The sequence below is a fragment of the Nocardia canadensis genome (assembly GCF_032656385.1).
GTDB classification, from domain to species: Bacteria; Actinomycetota; Actinomycetes; order Mycobacteriales; family Mycobacteriaceae; genus Nocardia; species Nocardia canadensis.
In genome coordinates this window covers 1,491,949-1,508,218 of sequence record NZ_JAVCWB010000010.1, presented here as the reverse complement: position 1 = coordinate 1,508,218, position 16,270 = coordinate 1,491,949, and the positions used below count along the sequence as shown (strand labels likewise).

The following is a 16,270-nucleotide window of genomic DNA, read 5'->3' as shown; positions in this document are numbered from 1 at the left end:
GGGCGTGGGTCAGCTGTCCAGCGCGCGTCGGACGAAGTCGACCGCGTCGGAGTCGGGCAGGCCGAGCCGCCGGATGGTCGCGACGTAGTCCACGGCCGCGCGACCGGCGATATCGCGGGTGGGGTCACCCGAGGAGGCGATGAAAGAGCCCTGGCGGCCCCGGGTTTCGAGGACGCCGTCGGCCTCGAGCTCCCGGTAGGCGCGGGCGACGGTGTTCGGCGCGATGCCGAGATCGGCGGCCAGCGCGCGCACGGTCGGGATCTTGGTGCCCGCGCTGAGCGTGCCCGCGCGGACCTGTTCGATCACCGCCATGCGTAACTGCTCGTAGGGCGGTTGAGCGGAATCGGTGGACAGCTCGACGTGGAACACGCTCGCTCACACCTCGTCTCGGGCCAGGGGGCAGGACATGCAGCGCGGACCGCCACGGCCGGAGCCCAGCTCCGAACCCTGGATGGTGAGCACCTCGACACCGGCGTCGGTCAGCCGCGAATTGGTCATCTCGTTGCGTTCGTAGGCCACCACCACGCCCGGCGCCAGCGCCAGGGTGTTGTTGCCGTCGTCCCACTGCTCGCGTTCGGCGGTCGGCCCGTCGCGGCCGGTGTCGATCACCCGCAGCTTCGCGATGCCCATCGCGGCGGCCGCGGCGGGCAGGAACGGTTCGGGTCCGGAGATGCTGATCCGGTCCAGGTCGCCGCGCCCGGAGAAGCCGTCCTCGCGGCGGATCGTGAACGCCTGCAAGGTTTCCCGCACACCCGGGTACATCACCACCGCGTCGGTGTCGACCATCGTGCACACGGTGTCCAGGTGCATGGTGGCGCGGTTCTGCGCGATCGGCACCACCAGCACGGTGTGCGCGAGATCGTCGTCGAAGAGGCTGCGCGCCAGCGCTTCCGCGCCCGCCGGCGTGGTCCGCTCGCCGACGCCGACCGCGACCACCCCCGGCGCCAGCAGCAGCACGTCACCGCCCTCGATCGGCGCGGTGTGCGATTCGTAGGCGCGGCGCACGCCGAGGAAGCGGGGGTGGAAGGCGTAGACGAGATCGGTGATCGAGGTCTCGCGGATGCGGGCGGGCAGCGCGAGGGAGGTGATCGCCACCTTCGGGCCGACCCAGAACGAGGAGTCGCGGGTGAACAGCAGGTTGGGCAGCGGATCGATGACGAAATCGCCGCCGTGGTGCATCCGGCGCACCAGCGAGGTGGTGTCGGGGCCGAACGGCAGCTCGTCGAAGGTCATGCCCGCCATCAGGATGTCGGCGAGCTCGCGGGCCTCGACCTTGCGCAGCTCGGCCGCGAGCTGATCGGCCAGGCCGTGGCCCAGCCGACGGGCGTCGACGGCGGCGGAGATACCCTGGATCCTGGCCGCCCCGCTCACCGCGAGCGTCTCGGCGAGCAGGTCCGACAGCAGCAGTACTTCCACGCCGCGTTCGCGGAGCAGGGCGGCGAAGGAATCGTGCTCGGCTTGGGCGCGTTCCACCCACGGGATGCCGTCGAAGAGCAGCTGATCGTTGTTGCTCGGGGTGAGCCTGCGCAGTTCGTCGCCGGGCCGGTGCAGCAGCACCGTCCGGAGCGTGCCGACCTCGGAGGTGACGGCCAAGCGCGAGTCGGGGGCGGTTCCCATGCGGAAACCGTAATCCGCCGAGCGCGCCTCGGCACGGAAGACCCGCAGACCCGGCGGGTGCGGAGTCCAGCCGTTTTCGTACACGACACGAAAACCTCAAGTATTGTTGAGGGCGAAAACGGGAGGAGCGCAGATGACGACGGCCGATTGGCAAACGAAGGAGCTGACCCCCGGGCAGCTTTCCGATCGTAGTGGAGTTGCAGTGTCCGCGTTGCACTTCTACGAACGTGAAGGTCTCATATCGAGTCGTCGAACCAGTGGCAATCAACGGCGCTACGCTCGCGAAACGCTGCGCCGAGTGGCCTTCATCCGCATCTCCCAGCGCGTCGGCATCCCACTCAGTGAGATTCGCTCGGCGCTGGACCGGCTCCCCGAAGGGCGCACCCCCACCCGCCGCGATTGGGAGACACTGTCCACCACCTGGCGCGAGGATCTCGACGATCGCATCACCCAGCTCACCCGCCTGCGCGACAACCTCACCGGCTGTATCGGCTGCGGCTGCCTGTCACTGGGCTCGTGCAAGCTCGTCAACGAGCACGACCGGCTCGGCGCGGAGGGGCCGGGCGCGCGTGTGCTCGACGTTCAGCTGAACTGCCCGCCGCGCTCCGGCTGCGTCTAGCTGGGTCCGCGGCGCGCGCGCCCGCGGTGCGGCATCATCGCGGGTATGACCTCTCTGGACGCGAAAGCCAAGACTCTGCTCGAACTGCACCAGCCCGGAAATCCGGTGGTGCTGCCGACCGTGTGGGACGCCTGGTCGGCGAATGTCGCTGTGGCCGCCGGTTTTTCGGGGCTGACGCTGGGTAGTCACCCGGTGGCCGATTCGGTCGGGCGCAGTGACGGCGAAGGAATGACCTACGACGAACTGCTCGCGCGGGTCACCCAGGTGACCGGGGCGGTGGACGTGCCGGTGTCGGTCGACATCGAGTCGGGCTACGGGCTCGAGCCCGCGCGGCTCATCGAGGGACTGCTCGCGGCCGGCGCGGTCGGGCTCAATATCGAGGACACCGTGCACAGCGAGGGCAAGCGGCTGCGCAGCCCCGAAGAGCACGCCGAGCTGGTGGGCGGGCTGCGCGCGGCCGCCGACGCGGCGGGCGTGCACGTGGTGGTGAACGCGCGCACCGATCTGTTCCTGCGTCAGGACGGGGACGAGGCCGACCGGGTCGATCGGGTGATCGCCCGGCTGCGACTGGCCGCCGACGCGGGCGCGGACTCGCTGTATCCGGTGGGCTGGCACGCCGACGACGTCCAGCGCAGGCTCACCGCCGAACTGCCGTTGCCGGTCAACGCGATCGCGCAGCCGGGGACCCCGGCCAAGGAGCACCTCGCCGGACTCGGCGTCGGTCGGATCAGCTTCGGTCCGCTGTTGCAGGCGGCGCTGGGCGTGGAAGCGGGCAAGCTGCTGGCCGCCTGGACCTGAGTCACGCCGGTGGCGCACGGCGAGCGGCCGTGCGCCACGGCGTCCTACTCCTTGGGCTCGACGTAACGCGGGAACACCGGTTCCGGCGCGGGCAGGTCGATCCCGGGCACCAGCGGCGTGGCGATATCGGCGAAGGCGCGGCCGTCCTGGGCCAGCAGGTCCAGGATCTTGGCGGCCGAACCCGGCATCACCGGCTGCACCAGGATCGCCACGATCCGGACCACCTCGAGGGTGACGTAGAGGACGGTGGCCATCCTGGCCAGGTCTTCCTCGGTACCCGACTTGCGCAGCGCCCACGGGGCATTGGCGGAGAAGTACCGGTTGGTCTCGCCGAGAGTCAGCCAGATGGCCTCCAGCGCGAGGTGCATCTGCTGGGCGTCGAAATCGGCGCGGCAGCGCTCCAGCAGGGCATTGGCGCGATCGAGCAGCGCCTGGTCGTCCGCGGTGAACGCGCCCGGAGCCGGCGCCTTGGCGTCGCAGTTCTTGTTGACCATGGTCAGGCTGCGCTGGACCAGGTTGCCGAACTCGTTGGCCAGGTCGGCGTTGATCCGGCCCGCGATGGCGTCGTTGCTGTAGCTGCCGTCCTGGCCGTAGGAGATCTCGCGCAGCAGGAAGAAGCGCACCTGGTCCAGGCCGTAGGTCGACACCAGGGCGAGCGGGTCGACGACATTGCCCGTCGACTTCGACATCTTCTCGCCCTTGTTGTACAGGAACCCGTGCACGAAGACGCGGTCCGGCAGTTCGATCCCGGCCGACATCAGGAACGCGGGCCAGTACACCGTGTGGAACCGGGTGATGTCCTTGCCGATGATGTGCACGTTGGCGGGCCAGAACTTCTGGAACGCCGCCGAATCGGTGTGCGGGAAGCCGACGCCGGTGAGGTAGTTGGTGAGCGCGTCGACCCACACGTACATCACGTGATCGGGGTGGCCGGGCACGGGGACGCCCCAGTCGAAGGTGGTCCGCGAGATCGACAGATCCTTCAGGCCGGCCTTGACGTAGCTCACGATCTCGTTGCGCCGGGTCGCGGGCGCGATGAACTCGGGCCGCTCCTCGTAGAGCGCCAGCAACTTGTCCTGGTACTCGGAGAGCTTGAAGAAGTAGTTCGACTCCTCGGTCCAGGTGACCGGGGTCTGGGTCTCGGTCGAGACGCGGGTCCCGTCGTCGAGGAGGGTGGTTTCCTCCTCGGTGTAGAAGGCCTCGTCGCGCACCGAGTACCAGCCCGAGTAGTTGCCCAGGTAGATGTCGCCGTTGGCGAGCATCTTCTCCCAGAGCGCGACGCTGGCGGCCTTGTGGTCGGCGTCGGTGGTGCGGATGAAGCGGTCGAAGGAGATGTCGAGCGCCTTGTCCATCGCCTCGAAGACGTCGGAGTTGCGGGCCGCGAGCTCCTGCACCGGGATGCCCTCGGTGGCCGCGGTCTGCTGCATCTTCTGACCGTGCTCGTCGGTGCCGGTCATGAAGAACACGTCGTAGCCGTCGAGTCGCTTGAACCGGGCCAGCGCGTCGGTCGAGATGTACTCGTACGCGTGCCCGATATGCGGCGCACCGTTCGGGTACGCGATGGCCGTCGTGATGTAGAAGGCGGGCGCCTCGGCGCCGTCGGGTGCGCTCACGACTGAGCCTCGCTGGCGCTCAGCTCAGTCCTGACCGCAGATGCGGCTGTGCTCGTCCGCTCGCTTCGCTCGCTCATGATGCGAACTACTGTAATCCGCGTGGCAAACCAGAATCGTCCGGCTCCGCCCCTTCCGCCGCCGCTCGCGCCCCTGATCGACGCGCACACCCACCTCGACGCGTGTGGCGCGACCGATGCCGCCTCGACCACGGCGATCGTGGATCGCGCGGCCTCGGTCGGTGTCGGGCACGTGGTGACGGTGGCCGACGATCTCGCCGCCGCGCAGTGGGCCGTGCGGGCCGCGCAGTGGGACCCGCGCGTCTACGCCGCGGTCGCGCTGCATCCGACCAGGGCCAACGCCCTCGACGACAAGGCCAAGGCCGAGCTCGAGTCCCTGGCCACCGACCCGCGGGTGGTCGCGATCGGTGAGACCGGCCTGGACTACTACTGGCCCGGCAAGCTCGACGGGTGCGCCGACATCGAGACCCAGATCGAGGGTTTCCGCTGGCACATCGATCTGGCCAAGCGCGTCCGCAAGCCGCTGATGATCCACAATCGCGAGGCCGACCACGACCTGCTCACGGTGCTGCTCGACGAGGGCGCTCCGGACACCGTGATCTTCCACTGCTTCTCCTCCGACGCCACCATGGCGCAGGCGTGCGTGGCCGAGGGGTATGTGCTCAGCTTCTCCGGCACGGTCAGTTTCAAGAACGCGCACGAGCTGCGCGAGGCGGCCCAGCTGGTGCCCGACGATCAGATCCTGGTCGAGACCGACGCGCCGTACCTGACGCCGCACCCGTATCGCGGTGCGCCGAACGAGTCGTACTGCCTGCCCTATACGGTGCGCGCGCTGGCCGAGGTACGCGAGCAGGACCCGGACGAACTGGCGGAGATCACCACCGCGAACGCGCGCAGGCTCTACCGGATCCGCTGAGTCCGTTTCGTCCGGCCGGAAGGGGGCTGGACATCAAACGTGTTTCGGGTCACATTCGCCGGTCATAGTCGTTATCTACCAGCGACGTCTATATCGAATCGTGACCTGCGATCCCGCTGATCGGGGCGCTCGGTGTTGTCCGAGGCAAACCTACTCGTTATCGTTCTGTAACCATGTCGGCTTTTGCGCGGATCAACTCGTCTCGCTCGCCGCTGCTGTACGCGGCAGTGGCGGCCATGCTGCTGATTCTCATGGTCGGTGCCTCCTTGGCCATCGTGAACCACAAGACGGTCGCCCTGGTCGTCGACGGTGAGCGGACCGAGCTGACCACCATGTCCCGCGACGTGCGCGCCGTCCTGGCCGACGCGGGCTACGAGCTCTCCGAGCACGACGCCGTGACCCCGGCCGCCGGGAGCAAGGTCGCCGACGGCGCCACCATCACGCTCAATCGCGGCCGCGAGATCACCGTCTCCGTCGACGGCGCCGAGCGCAAGGTGTGGACCACGGGTCTGACCGCGGGCGACGCGCTGGCGCAGATGCAGATCCCGGCCGACACCCATGTCGTGCCGACCCGCACCGAGAAGCTGCCGCTGGCCGGCGCCGCGCTCAGCGTGTACACCCCGCGCACGGTCTCGCTCGCCGACGGCGGCGCCGCCCCCGTCGACGTGCGCCTGGCCGCCGCCACCATCGGCGAATTCCTCACCGCCGCGGGCATTCCGCTCGAGAATCAGGACTTCACCGAGCCGGCCGCCGACACGCCGCTCACCGAGGGCATGAAGGTCACCGTCACCCGGCAGCGCGTCGAACAGCGCACCGAGACCCTGCCGCTCGATCCCACCGAGCTGGTGATCGAGGACCCGACCATGAACATGAGCCGCACGGTCGTGGAGAACCCGGGCGCGGCCGGGCTGCACGAGGCGACCTTCGCCGTCACCCTCACCAACGGTGTCGAGTCCAGCCGCGTGCAGACCAACTCCAATGTCATCACCCCCGCCCAGCCCAAGACCATCCGCAAGGGCGCCAAGCCGGGCACCGAGGTGCCGCCGGTGCGCGACGGCGCGATCTGGGACGCGCTCGCGCGCTGCGAGTCGACCGGCAACTGGGCCATCAACACCGGCAACGGCTACTACGGCGGCATCCAGTTCGACCAGAGCACCTGGGAGCGCCAGGGCGGCCTGAAGTACGCCCCCCGCGCCGACCTGGCCACCCGCGAAGAGCAGATCGCCATCGCCGAGGTCACCCGCGCCCGCCAGGGCTGGGGCGCCTGGCCCGCGTGCACAGGACGCCTCGGCCTGAGCTGAGTTGTCGGAGCGCTGGCGCGCTCGAGTCGCGGCCCCTTGTGTCGCGACGGCCGACTTCGTCGGCCTGCCCCTCCTCGGGGTCGGGGCAGGTGGGGCTGGGTGGGTGGGATGGGTATCTATCCGTAGTTGTTCGGCGGGTCGGGTTGACCCGGGGAGTTGGCACGGTAGGTTGCACTCGTTTCGCCGGGTCTGTGTCTCGTGCGTTGTCCCGGCTCGTCGAGTCGAGGGTGGTTGTGATGCGTGGGGTTTCGGCCTGGCGGCGGGCGGCTGTCGCGATCGTGTTGGCGGCCGGTGCCGGGGTGTGCGTGCCGATGACGCCCGCGCACGCGCAGACGCCGGGGACGGTGATCGCGGTGATTCCGCAGGCCGACGGATTCCACGGGATGTCCGGCGCACAGGTCATCGACTACTGGACCCGGGGTGTCGGCGGGGTGACGCAGCCGGCGAGCGGGGCGCTGTATCTGCCCGAGGGTGACGCGCCCGCCGGCGGCTGGCCGGTAGTCGCCTTCGACCACGGGACGACCGGGCTCGGCGCGGGCTGCGGTGGGCAGTCCGATCCGGCGGGCGCGCCCTGGCCGGAGTCGCAGGCGCCGCAGGACGAGTTCCTGCGGCATCTGGTGGCGCAGGGGTATGCCGTCGTCGCGCCGGATTACCTGGGGCTCGGGCGGTTCGACACGGGGCCGCATCCGTATCTGGGCATCGACACCGAGGCCACCGCCACTCTGGACCTGCTGCGGGCGGCGCGTTCGGTGCGCTCGGATCTGTCGCCGGTGTGGGTGGCGGCGGGCATGTCGCAGGGCGGGCAGGCCGCGCTCGGCACCGGCCACCGGCAGGCGAGTTACGCGCCGGAGCTGGACTTCCGCGGAACCATCGCCATCGACCCGGAATCCGATGTCGAGAAGGTGGCCACCCTGCTCGGGCCGGGTAATCCGGATCGGGTCAGCGGCGGCATCCTCGGTTTCTCGGTGAGTATTCTGGCCGGTCTGCGCGCGGCCAGGCCGGATGCGCAAGTCGACAGCTACCTCAGCCCGCTGGGACGCCAGGTCCTCGACGAGATCGGCACGCTGTGCCAGGACGCGATCGACGAGCGGGTCGCCGATCTCACGCTCGGTCAGTTGCTCACCCGCTCGCTCGGCGAGGAGCCGTTGCGCTCGGTGATGGCCGACTACATGGCCGTCCCGACCAGCGGCTACGACGCCCCGATCCTGCTGCTCGTCAACGCCACCGACCGCACGGTGCCCTCGCCGCTGCACGCCGCGCTGGCTGCCCAATTCACCGCGAACGGTGTCGACTACACATCTGTCGTCGGTACCGGCAAACACTGTGAGCTGAACCCGGCGATGATCACCGCGGTCGACGAATTCCTGGCCCGGGCGCGCTGACCTGCCCACGCTCGCTCCATCGCAGGTCCTGAGCGGTGTCCTGGCTACCGATCGGCGAACTGTACGATCGTCCAGTTCGTTGCTCCCGATCGGCCGGAAAGGTCACCCCCTGATGCCGAAGACCCTGAGCCGCGCTGCCATCGCAGCCGCCGTCACCGCCGCCGCGCTGGTGAGCGCTACCCACGCGCCCGCTTCGGCGGAACCGGGCGGAGTGCTCGCTGTCGAACCGCGACCCGTCGGATGGCACGGGATGTCGCGTGGCTCGGTCGTCGAATACACGACCCTGGATTCGGCCGGCGTCGAGCGTCCCGCCAGCGGTGCGCTGTTCCTGCCCGAGGGCGACGCGCCCGCCACCGGCTGGCCGATCATCGCCTACGACCACGGTACCCTCGGCTCCGGGCCCGGTTGCGGCGGCCAGGCCGATCCCGACCTCGCGCCGCTTCCGGTGAACCGCGCCGCCGAGGACGCGCTGATCCAGGGCCTGGTCGAGCAGGGCTTCGCCGTCGTCGCGCCGGACTACCTGGGGCTGGGCCGCTTCGACACCGGTCCGCACCCGTACCTCGAGGTGCGCAGCGAGGCCACGGCCACGATCGACCTGGTACGCGCCGCCCGGGCGGCTACGCCCGAACTCTCGCGCACCTGGAGCGTCGTCGGCGCCTCCCAGGGCGGCCACGCCGCGCTCGGTACGGCGCACCTGCAGGCGAGCTACGCACCCGAACTCGACTTCCGCGGCACCGTCGCCGTCGACCCGGCCTCCGATGTCGAGAAGGCGCTGCCGCTGCTCGGCCCGTGGTTCCCCGAGGCCGAGGGCGCCGCGGGTCTGTCGGCGTTCACCGTCAGCATCCTGGCCGGGCTGCGCGCCACCCATCCCGAGGCGGAGGTGGACTCCTACCTCACGCCCAAGGGCAAGGAGATCGTCGATGCCGCGGGCGGGCAGTGTATCGATGGGATCGTGGCCGATCTCGCCGGGCTCGGTCTGGGCGAGTTGTTCGCGCGGCCGCTGTCGGAGGGCCCGCTGCGGACCGCGCTCGCCGCGTACATGACCGTGCCGACCAGCGGATACGACGCCCCGATCCTGTTGCTGATCAACGCGACCGACGCGGTGGTGCCCTCGCCGCTGCACGCCGCGCTGGTCGCCCAATTCGCGGCCGGTGGTGTGGACTTCGAGGCGGTCACCGGTTTCGGTCAGCACACCGTGCTCAACCAGCAGATGAAGGACGCGCTCGCCGATTTCGTCGACCGCGTCCACCAGGCGCCGCCGCAGCGCTGAACCCCGGGACCGATCCGGGCCCGAACCGCCTCGGCGACATCGGGTTCGGATCGACGGGCGCACCGGGCGTGAATCTGTACACTCGTCCAGGTCCTGGTCGCCGGTGGAGAGATGGATCCGTGCTGAAGAACCCGATCCGCGCGACGGTGGTCGCCGCAGTCACGGCGTGCGCGCTCACCGCCGCCACCTTCGCCCCCGCCGCGGCGCAGTCGCCCGGCTCGCTCATCGCCGTCGAGCCGAAACCGGCGGGCTGGCACGGCCTCGCGCGCGGCTCGGTCGTCGAGTACTGGATGACCGACTCGGCCGGCGTCGCGCGCCCGGCCAGCGGCGCGGTCTATCTCCCGGACGGTGAGGCCCCGGCCACCGGCTGGCCGATCCTGGCCTACGACCACGGCACCTCGGGCTCGGGTCCCGGCTGCGGCGGCCAGGCCGACCCCGAACTGGCGGCGCTGCCGCAGCATCGCGCCGCCGAGGACGCGCTGATCAAGCGATTCGTCGATCAGGGCTACGCCGTGGTCGCCCCGGACTACCTGGGCCTCGGCCGTTTCGAGACCGGCCCGCACCCGTATCTCGAGGTGCGCAGCGAGGCGACCGCCACCATCGATCTGGTCCGGGCCGCCCGCGCCGCCGATCCCGGCCTGTCGCGCACCTGGAGCGTGCTCGGCGTCTCGCAGGGCGGGCACGCCGCCCTGAGCACCGGGCACGTGCAGCAGAGCTACGCCCCCGAGCTGGATTTCCGCGGCACCATCGCGGTCGACGCCGCCTCCGACGTGGAGAAGGTGCTGCCGTTCATCGGCCCCGACCTGCCGGAGATCCCGATGCTGTCGGCGGCGACCTCGTTCGTCGTCAGCATCCTGGCCGGGCTGCGCGCCACCCACCCCGAGGCCGACGTCGACTCCTATCTGACGCCGCTGGGCAAGTCGCTCGTCGACGCGGCGGGTGAGCGCTGCCTGGACGAGATCATCGCCTCGGTCAAGGGCTTGTCGGCGCGTGAGCTGCTCGCCCGCCCGCTGACCGGCCTGCGCGATGTCCTCGCCGCCTACATGACCCTGCCGACCAGCGGCTACGACGCCCCGATCCTGCTGACCATGAACGTCACCGACACGATCGTGCCGTCCCCGCTGCACGCGGCACTGGTCGCGCAGTTCGCCGCCAACGGCGTCGACCAGCAGGTGATCCCCGGCACGGGCACGCACGGCTCGGTCTCGGTGGAGCAGCGCGCGGCGATGGACGCCTTCCTCGCGCGTGTCCACGCCGCCCCGCCGCAGCGCTGAGCTGCTCGATCGGCCGGGTTGGTAGGTTCTAGCGGTGCCCGAACCAGAGATTCCCGCGCGCGGTAGCGCCGCATTGCTCGGTCCCGCCGAGGTGCGGACGCTGGCCGAACGTTTCGGCGTCCGGCCGACCAAACAGCTCGGGCAGAACTTCGTGCACGACGCGAACACGGTGCGCCGCATCGTCACCGCCGCGGGCGTCGGTCCGCGCGACACCGTGCTCGAGGTCGGTCCCGGTCTGGGCTCGCTGACCCTGGCGCTGCTCGACGTCGTCGACCAAGTGGTTGCCGTCGAGATCGACCCGGTGCTGGCCAACTACCTGCCCGAGACCGTCGCCGATCGCGCTCCCGGCCTGGTCGATCGCCTGCGGGTCGTCGAGGCCGACGCGCTGCGCGTGCGTCCCGACCAGCTGCCCGCCGAGCCGACCGCGCTGGTCGCGAATCTGCCCTACAACGTGGCGGTCCCGGTGCTGTTGCACCTGCTCGCGGTGCTGCCGAGCATCCAGGTGTCGCTGGTGATGGTGCAGGCCGAGGTGGCCGACCGGCTGGCCGCCGAACCGGGCAACCGGGTCTACGGCGTGCCGAGCGTCAAGGCCGGCTTCTTCGGCAAGGTGCGGCGCGCCGGCGCGGTCGGCACGCAGGTCTTCTGGCCGGTGCCGCGCGTCGAATCGGGCCTGGTCCGTATCGATCGCTACGCCGAGCCGCCGTGGCCGATGGACGAGGCGCATCGCCGTCGCGTGTTCGAGGTGATCGACGCCGCGTTCGCGCAGCGCCGAAAGACGTTGCGCTCGGCGCTGTCCGGCTGGGCGGGCTCGCCCACGGAGTCCGAGCGCAGGTTGGTGGCGGCCGGCATCGATCCGACCGCCCGCGGTGAGACGCTCGACACCGCGGCGTTCGTCCGCCTGGCCGCCCAGGGCTGATCCGCGAATCGCGGGCGCGCGCAGCCGAACCCCCAGTACACCGGCTGTTCATCGGGACTCACGCGCGCACCCTGTGAAAGCAATTGTGGACAACCGGTTTTCGCCGCCGCCGGAGTTGATCATGATGCACGAACGACGTCACCGGTCCGGGACGAAAACCACCGACGGCACGCCGCCGGACGCAGATGTGGATGACGCTGTGGATGATTCATGGCGTCCAGCCCCCGAATGAACCATCGGTAAACGCGCCCTCCGCACCACCACGTTTTCGGCCGCCTCGCGTCCGAGGGGTGAGACGTAACGCCGAAGGCGCAGTATCGCCCCTCGGACGCGAGGTCACGAGGCCGAAAACCCGCGGCGCCAGCCGCCTTCTACTCAGCCAGCGCGTAGCCCGCCTCGTCGACGGCGGCGGCGACCTCGGACTCGGTCAGCTCGTTCGTGCTGTCGACCTTGACGAGACCGCTGGCCAGGTCGACATCGACGCTGGTGACACCATCGATCTTGCCGATCTCCTGCTTGACCGAGCTCACGCAGTGTCCGCAGGTCATCCCCGTGACGGTGTAGGTGGTGGTGGCCATGGCCGACTCCTTCGCTCTTCGATCATACGGTCCAGGGGTATGTCCCCGACACGAACGAACATACCCCCCATGGGTATTAGGCGCAAGCCCCCGCCCGGCCACCTGCTGTGGCGTGGCTCTCCCTGCCCGGTGGGGCGCGGATTCAGCGCGGGTACTCGTCGGGGTAACCCGTTACGCTTGGTGATCGTGCTGTCAGTTGTGCCCAGCCCGGTCGTCGTGCGCGCTCCTTCGAAGGTGAACCTGCATCTCGGAGTCGGTGATCTGCGTCCGGATGGCTACCACGACCTGACCACGGTCTTCCAGGCGTTGTCGCTGGCCGACGAGCTCGAACTCGCCCCGTCGGCCTCGCTGGCGGTGCGGGTCACCGGCGAGGGTGCGGCCGAGGTGCCGACGGATCGGGAGAACCTGGTCTGGAAGGCCGCGGTTCGCCTGGCGCATCTGGCCGGGCGCGCGCCGCTGGTGGAGATCGCCATCGCCAAGGGTATTCCGGTCGCCGGCGGCATGGCGGGCGGCAGCGCCGACGCGGCCGCCGCGCTGGTCGGTTTGAACGAACTGTGGGATCTGGGGCTGGGCCGCGACGAGCTGTCCGCGGTGGCCGCCGAACTCGGCAGCGACGTCCCGTTCGCGCTGCACGGTGGCACCGCGCTCGGCACCGGCCGCGGCGAGCGGCTGCTTCCGGTGCTCTCGCGCAACACCTTTCACTGGGTCCTGGCGCTGGCCAAGGACGGCCTGTCCACCCCGTCGGTCTTCCGGGAACTCGATCGACTGCGTGCCGAGGGCGACCCGCCGCGGCTGGGCGATCCGCAGAAACTCATGCAGGCGCTGGCCGCGGGCGACGCGCGCACGCTGGCGCCGCTGCTCGGCAACGATCTGCAAGCCGCGGCGCTGTCGCTGAAGCCGGAGCTGCGGCGCACCCTGCGCGCCGGGGTCGGGGCGGGTGCGCTCGCCGGACTGGTCTCGGGGTCCGGCCCCACCTGCGCGTTCCTGTGCGAGACCGAGGAGGCGGCGATCGCGGTGGCGGCCGAACTGGCCGGTGCCGGCGTCTGCCGCAGTGTGCGCACGGCCAGCGGTCCGGTGCCGGGGGCGCGGGTGCTCGACACCGAGGCGCACGGGAAGCACTGAGCGTCAGCCGATGACGTCGGCGAGCCGGTCGACCTGGTCGGCGTCGCGGCCGTAGCAGTAGAGCATCACCTCGTCGGCGCCGAGCTCGTCGAATCGCGCGATGGTCGAGCGGATGGCGTCGGGTGTGGTGAGCAGCCCGTCGAGCATGAACTTCGAGCGATCACCGGCGAAGGCGTAGTAGGCGCCCATGGCCGCGCGGGCGTCGGCGATCAGGTCGTCGTCACCGACGGCCACATTGACCTGGGCGACGATCCGCGGCGCGCCGATGCGGCCGTGGTCTTTCCAGGAGCGGCGCACGGTGTCGAACAGGTTGCCCGCCCACGACGGCGGCGCGGCGGCGAGGAACCCGCCGCCCCAGCGGCCGACGCGGTCGAGCGCGGCGGGCTGGAAGCCGCCGAACAGCAGCTCGGGACCGGCGGGGGAGCGCGGGACGGGGCCGATCGGTCCGCACTCGGGGCCGAACGATTCGCCGGCCCAGAGGCGGTGGAGCAGGCCGATCTGCTCGTCGAGGCGGCGCCCGCGAGTCCGCAGCTCGGTGCCCGCGGCGAGGTGGTCGTCGGCGCGTCCGCCGACCCCGACGCCGAGGACGAACCGGCCGCCCGACAGTACGTCGAGGGTGGCGGCCTGCTTGGCCAGCAGCGCGGTCTCGCGCAGCGGGGCCAGCAGCACCTCGGTCTGCAATCGGATGCGGCGGGTGGCGCCGGCCAGAGCGGCCAGGGTGACGAGCGGTTCGGGGTTGTCGTAGACCAGCCGGTCGAGCAGGCCGAGGGTGGAGAAGGGGCCGTCGTCGGCGCGGCGGGCCCAGTCGAACAGGGCGGGCGGATCGGAAATGGGGAGGCCGAGGCCGATATGCATGGAATCCTCCGGGGAAAGAACGTCGTTCGTGGCGAACGTTGTTCGCTACGAACGACGTTAAACGAACATCGTTCGTAGCGCAAGGTGGCGCGGCTCGGACGGCCGACGACCGGGCAAGTAGGCTCGTCACGGCCCCACAGTCGCGCGGAAGGCGGGCGAGCAACACCTATGTCCAACCTGATCAACCTCGAACAGGTCTCCAAGAGCTTCGGCATCAAGCCGCTGCTGGACGACGTCTCGCTCGGTGTGCACGCGGGAGAGCGGATCGGGGTGGTCGGTCTCAACGGCGGCGGCAAGACGACGCTGCTCGAGGTGCTGACCGGTCTGGAGCAGCCCGACAGCGGCCGGGTGAGCCGGGTCGGCGGACTGCGGATGGCCGTGGTCACCCAGCGCGGCGTGCTGCCCGACGGCGCCACCATCGGTTCCATCGTGCTCGCCGGACTCTCCGACGATCTGTCCACCGTCGACATCGCCGAACACGAATGGGCCGCCGACGCGCGCATCCGCTCGGTGCTCGACGGCATCGGCATCGCCGATCTCGGCCTGGACACCCCGGTCACGAACCTCTCCGGTGGCGAGCGCCGCCGCGTCGCGCTGGCCGCCGCGCTGGTGCGCGACCTGGACCTGCTCGTCCTCGACGAGCCGACCAACCACCTCGACATCGAGGGCGTGCAGTGGCTGGCCGAGCACCTGGTCGCCCGGCGCACCGCGCTCGTCGTCGTCACCCACGATCGCTGGTTCCTCGACACCGTCGCCACCCGCACCTGGGAGGTCGTCGGCGGCAAGGTGGAGACCTACGAGGGCGGCTACGGCGACTGGATCTTCGCCCGCGCCGAACGCGCCCGTCAGGCCGACGCCACCGAGTCCCGCCGCCAGAACCTGGCCCGCAAGGAACTGGCCTGGCTGCGTCGCGGCGCCAAGGCCCGTACCTCCAAGCCGCGCTACCGCGTGGAAGCCGCCGAGGCGCTGATCGCCGACGTGCCGCCGCCGCGCGACTCGGTCTCGCTGGCCGCGTTCGCGCGCAAGCGCCTGGGCCGCGTGGTGATCGAACTCGAGGACGCCACGCTCACCACCCCCGACGGCCGCGTGCTGGTCGACGATCTGACCTGGCGGCTCGCGCCGGGTGAACGGGTCGGTCTGGTCGGGGTCAACGGCTCGGGCAAGACCACGCTGCTGCGCGCCCTGGCCGGCGACGCCGAACCCGCCGCGGGCAAGCGCATCCAGGGCCAGACCGTTCAGATCGGCTGGCTGCGCCAGGAACTCGACGACCTGCCCACCGACATGCGGGTGCTCGAGGCCGTGCAGCAGGTCGCCCAGCGAATCATGCTCGGCGACAAGGAGATCTCGGCCGGTCAGCTGGCCGAGCGACTCGGCTTCACTCCCGCCCGGCAGCGGACTCCGGTCGGCGACCTGTCCGGTGGCGAGCGCCGCCGCCTGCAGCTGACCCGCATCCTGATGGCGGAGCCGAACGTCCTGCTGCTCGACGAGCCGACCAACGACCTCGATATCGATACCCTGCAGCAGCTGGAGGACCTGCTCGACAACTGGGCGGGCACGCTGGTCGTCATCAGCCACGACCGCTACCTGGTCGAGCGCATCTGCGACACCACCTGGGCGCTGTTCGGCGACGGCAAGCTGACCAACCTGCCCGGCGGCATCGACCAGTACCTCACCAAGCGGGCCACGCTGGCCGCCCCGGCCAAGCCCGCCGCCGCGAAACCGTCCGCCGCGACCACGGATTCGGCCGACCGCCGCGCCGCCCGCAAGGAGCTGTCGCGGCTCGAGCGCAGCATCGCCAAACTCGACGAGCGCGAACAGAAACTGCACGTCGCCTTGGCCGATGCCGCCACCGACCCGGACAAGCTGGTCAAGCTCGGCGCCGAACTCAAAGAGGTCGTCGCGGAAAAGGAAGCCGCCGAAGAACGATGGCTGGAACTGGCCGAGGACCACTGATCACGGAGGGACAGGGGTAACTCGCCGGGCACGGGCTGA

At 70.5% G+C, this 16,270-nt stretch carries 15 protein-coding genes; 10 read left to right on the top strand and 5 right to left on the bottom strand.

Annotated elements, in window-relative coordinates; all coding sequences use genetic code 11:
- Positions 1 to 9: 9 nt before the first annotated feature.
- Positions 10 to 369: a GntR family transcriptional regulator gene (locus tag Q7X29_RS30285; RefSeq protein WP_218717205.1), complete on the bottom strand. Its 360-nt coding sequence runs from the start codon at positions 367 to 369 to the stop codon at positions 10 to 12.
- A gap of 6 nt (positions 370 to 375) precedes the next feature.
- Positions 376 to 1,617: an arginine deiminase gene (gene arcA / locus Q7X29_RS30280; protein ID WP_218717206.1), complete on the bottom strand. Its 1,242-nt coding sequence runs from the start codon at positions 1,615 to 1,617 to the stop codon at positions 376 to 378.
- A 133-nt stretch (positions 1,618 to 1,750) separates the two neighbouring features.
- On the opposite strand from arcA, the gene soxR reads away from it, so the two are divergent.
- Both soxR and Q7X29_RS30270 read left to right on the top strand, forming a co-directional pair.
- Positions 1,751 to 2,236 carry a redox-sensitive transcriptional activator SoxR gene (gene soxR / locus Q7X29_RS30275; protein ID WP_218717207.1) on the top strand — a complete coding sequence of 162 codons (486 nt, stop codon included), beginning with the start codon at positions 1,751 to 1,753 and terminating at the stop codon, positions 2,234 to 2,236.
- A 45-nt stretch (positions 2,237 to 2,281) separates the two neighbouring features.
- Entirely contained in the window at positions 2,282 to 3,034 is a 753-nt protein-coding gene (locus tag Q7X29_RS30270) for an isocitrate lyase/PEP mutase family protein (protein ID WP_218717208.1), read from the top strand.
- A 44-nt stretch (positions 3,035 to 3,078) separates the two neighbouring features.
- Here the strand turns inward: Q7X29_RS30270 and metG are convergent, their stop codons facing one another.
- Positions 3,079 to 4,647, bottom strand: a complete 1,569-nt coding sequence (metG, locus tag Q7X29_RS30265) for a methionine--tRNA ligase (RefSeq protein ID WP_316576079.1) — start codon at positions 4,645 to 4,647, stop codon at positions 3,079 to 3,081.
- A 78-nt stretch (positions 4,648 to 4,725) separates the two neighbouring features.
- Between metG and Q7X29_RS30260 the strand changes: the two genes are divergently transcribed.
- The 6 genes from Q7X29_RS30260 to rsmA all read left to right on the top strand — a co-directional run bounded on the left by Q7X29_RS30260 (position 4,726) and on the right by rsmA (position 11,723).
- Positions 4,726 to 5,580: a TatD family hydrolase gene (locus Q7X29_RS30260; RefSeq protein WP_316576078.1), complete on the top strand. Its 855-nt coding sequence runs from the start codon at positions 4,726 to 4,728 to the stop codon at positions 5,578 to 5,580.
- A 173-nt stretch (positions 5,581 to 5,753) separates the two neighbouring features.
- Positions 5,754 to 6,881 carry a transglycosylase family protein gene (locus Q7X29_RS30255; RefSeq protein ID WP_316576077.1) on the top strand — a complete coding sequence of 376 codons (1,128 nt, stop codon included), beginning with the start codon at positions 5,754 to 5,756 and terminating at the stop codon, positions 6,879 to 6,881.
- Positions 6,882 to 7,117: 236 nt separating this feature from the next.
- Positions 7,118 to 8,263 carry an alpha/beta fold hydrolase gene (locus tag Q7X29_RS30250; protein ID WP_316576076.1) on the top strand — a complete coding sequence of 382 codons (1,146 nt, stop codon included), beginning with the start codon at positions 7,118 to 7,120 and terminating at the stop codon, positions 8,261 to 8,263.
- 112 nt (positions 8,264 to 8,375) lie between these two features.
- The gene (locus Q7X29_RS30245; RefSeq protein WP_218717213.1) at positions 8,376 to 9,533 is read left to right on the top strand and encodes a lipase family protein; all 1,158 of its coding nucleotides are present in this window, start codon (positions 8,376 to 8,378) and stop codon (positions 9,531 to 9,533) included.
- A 119-nt stretch (positions 9,534 to 9,652) separates the two neighbouring features.
- Positions 9,653 to 10,807: an alpha/beta fold hydrolase gene (locus Q7X29_RS30240; protein ID WP_316576075.1), complete on the top strand. Its 1,155-nt coding sequence runs from the start codon at positions 9,653 to 9,655 to the stop codon at positions 10,805 to 10,807.
- 34 nt (positions 10,808 to 10,841) lie between these two features.
- Positions 10,842 to 11,723 (top strand): 16S rRNA (adenine(1518)-N(6)/adenine(1519)-N(6))-dimethyltransferase RsmA, encoded by an 882-nt coding sequence (gene rsmA, locus Q7X29_RS30235; protein WP_218717215.1) that lies wholly within the window; start codon positions 10,842 to 10,844, stop codon positions 11,721 to 11,723.
- Positions 11,724 to 12,094: 371 nt separating this feature from the next.
- On the opposite strand, the gene Q7X29_RS30230 is transcribed toward rsmA, so the two are convergent.
- On the bottom strand, positions 12,095 to 12,301 hold the full coding sequence (locus Q7X29_RS30230; RefSeq protein WP_218717216.1) for a heavy-metal-associated domain-containing protein: 207 nt from the start codon (positions 12,299 to 12,301) through the stop codon (positions 12,095 to 12,097).
- Between the two features lie 186 nt (positions 12,302 to 12,487).
- On the opposite strand from Q7X29_RS30230, the gene Q7X29_RS30225 reads away from it, so the two are divergent.
- Positions 12,488 to 13,423 carry a 4-(cytidine 5'-diphospho)-2-C-methyl-D-erythritol kinase gene (locus Q7X29_RS30225; RefSeq protein WP_218717217.1) on the top strand — a complete coding sequence of 312 codons (936 nt, stop codon included), beginning with the start codon at positions 12,488 to 12,490 and terminating at the stop codon, positions 13,421 to 13,423.
- A gap of 3 nt (positions 13,424 to 13,426) precedes the next feature.
- Here the strand turns inward: Q7X29_RS30225 and Q7X29_RS30220 are convergent, their stop codons facing one another.
- Positions 13,427 to 14,278 (bottom strand): LLM class flavin-dependent oxidoreductase, encoded by an 852-nt coding sequence (locus Q7X29_RS30220; RefSeq protein ID WP_218717218.1) that lies wholly within the window; start codon positions 14,276 to 14,278, stop codon positions 13,427 to 13,429.
- 168 nt (positions 14,279 to 14,446) lie between these two features.
- Between Q7X29_RS30220 and Q7X29_RS30215 the strand changes: the two genes are divergently transcribed.
- The gene (locus Q7X29_RS30215) at positions 14,447 to 16,231 is read left to right on the top strand and encodes an ABC-F family ATP-binding cassette domain-containing protein (RefSeq protein ID WP_218717219.1); all 1,785 of its coding nucleotides are present in this window, start codon (positions 14,447 to 14,449) and stop codon (positions 16,229 to 16,231) included.
- Positions 16,232 to 16,270 lie beyond the last annotated feature (39 nt).

Excerpts from the sequence above, each read along its gene's own strand:
- Q7X29_RS30260 (WP_316576078.1), top strand. The coding sequence starts at position 4,726 with ATGCGAACTACTGTAATCCGCGTGGCAAACCAGAATCGTCCGGCTCCG.
- Q7X29_RS30245 (WP_218717213.1), top strand. The coding sequence starts at position 8,376 with ATGCCGAAGACCCTGAGCCGCGCTGCCATCGCAGCCGCCGTCACCGCC.
- soxR (WP_218717207.1), top strand. The coding sequence starts at position 1,751 with ATGACGACGGCCGATTGGCAAACGAAGGAGCTGACCCCCGGGCAGCTT.
- arcA (WP_218717206.1), bottom strand. The coding sequence starts at position 1,617 with ATGGGAACCGCCCCCGACTCGCGCTTGGCCGTCACCTCCGAGGTCGGC.
- Q7X29_RS30215 (WP_218717219.1), top strand. The coding sequence starts at position 14,447 with ATGTCCAACCTGATCAACCTCGAACAGGTCTCCAAGAGCTTCGGCATC.
- Q7X29_RS30230 (WP_218717216.1), bottom strand. The coding sequence starts at position 12,301 with ATGGCCACCACCACCTACACCGTCACGGGGATGACCTGCGGACACTGC.
- Q7X29_RS30270 (WP_218717208.1), top strand. The coding sequence starts at position 2,282 with ATGACCTCTCTGGACGCGAAAGCCAAGACTCTGCTCGAACTGCACCAG.
- Q7X29_RS30250 (WP_316576076.1), top strand. The coding sequence starts at position 7,118 with ATGCGTGGGGTTTCGGCCTGGCGGCGGGCGGCTGTCGCGATCGTGTTG.
- Q7X29_RS30220 (WP_218717218.1), bottom strand. The coding sequence starts at position 14,278 with ATGCATATCGGCCTCGGCCTCCCCATTTCCGATCCGCCCGCCCTGTTC.
- Q7X29_RS30255 (WP_316576077.1), top strand. The coding sequence starts at position 5,754 with ATGTCGGCTTTTGCGCGGATCAACTCGTCTCGCTCGCCGCTGCTGTAC.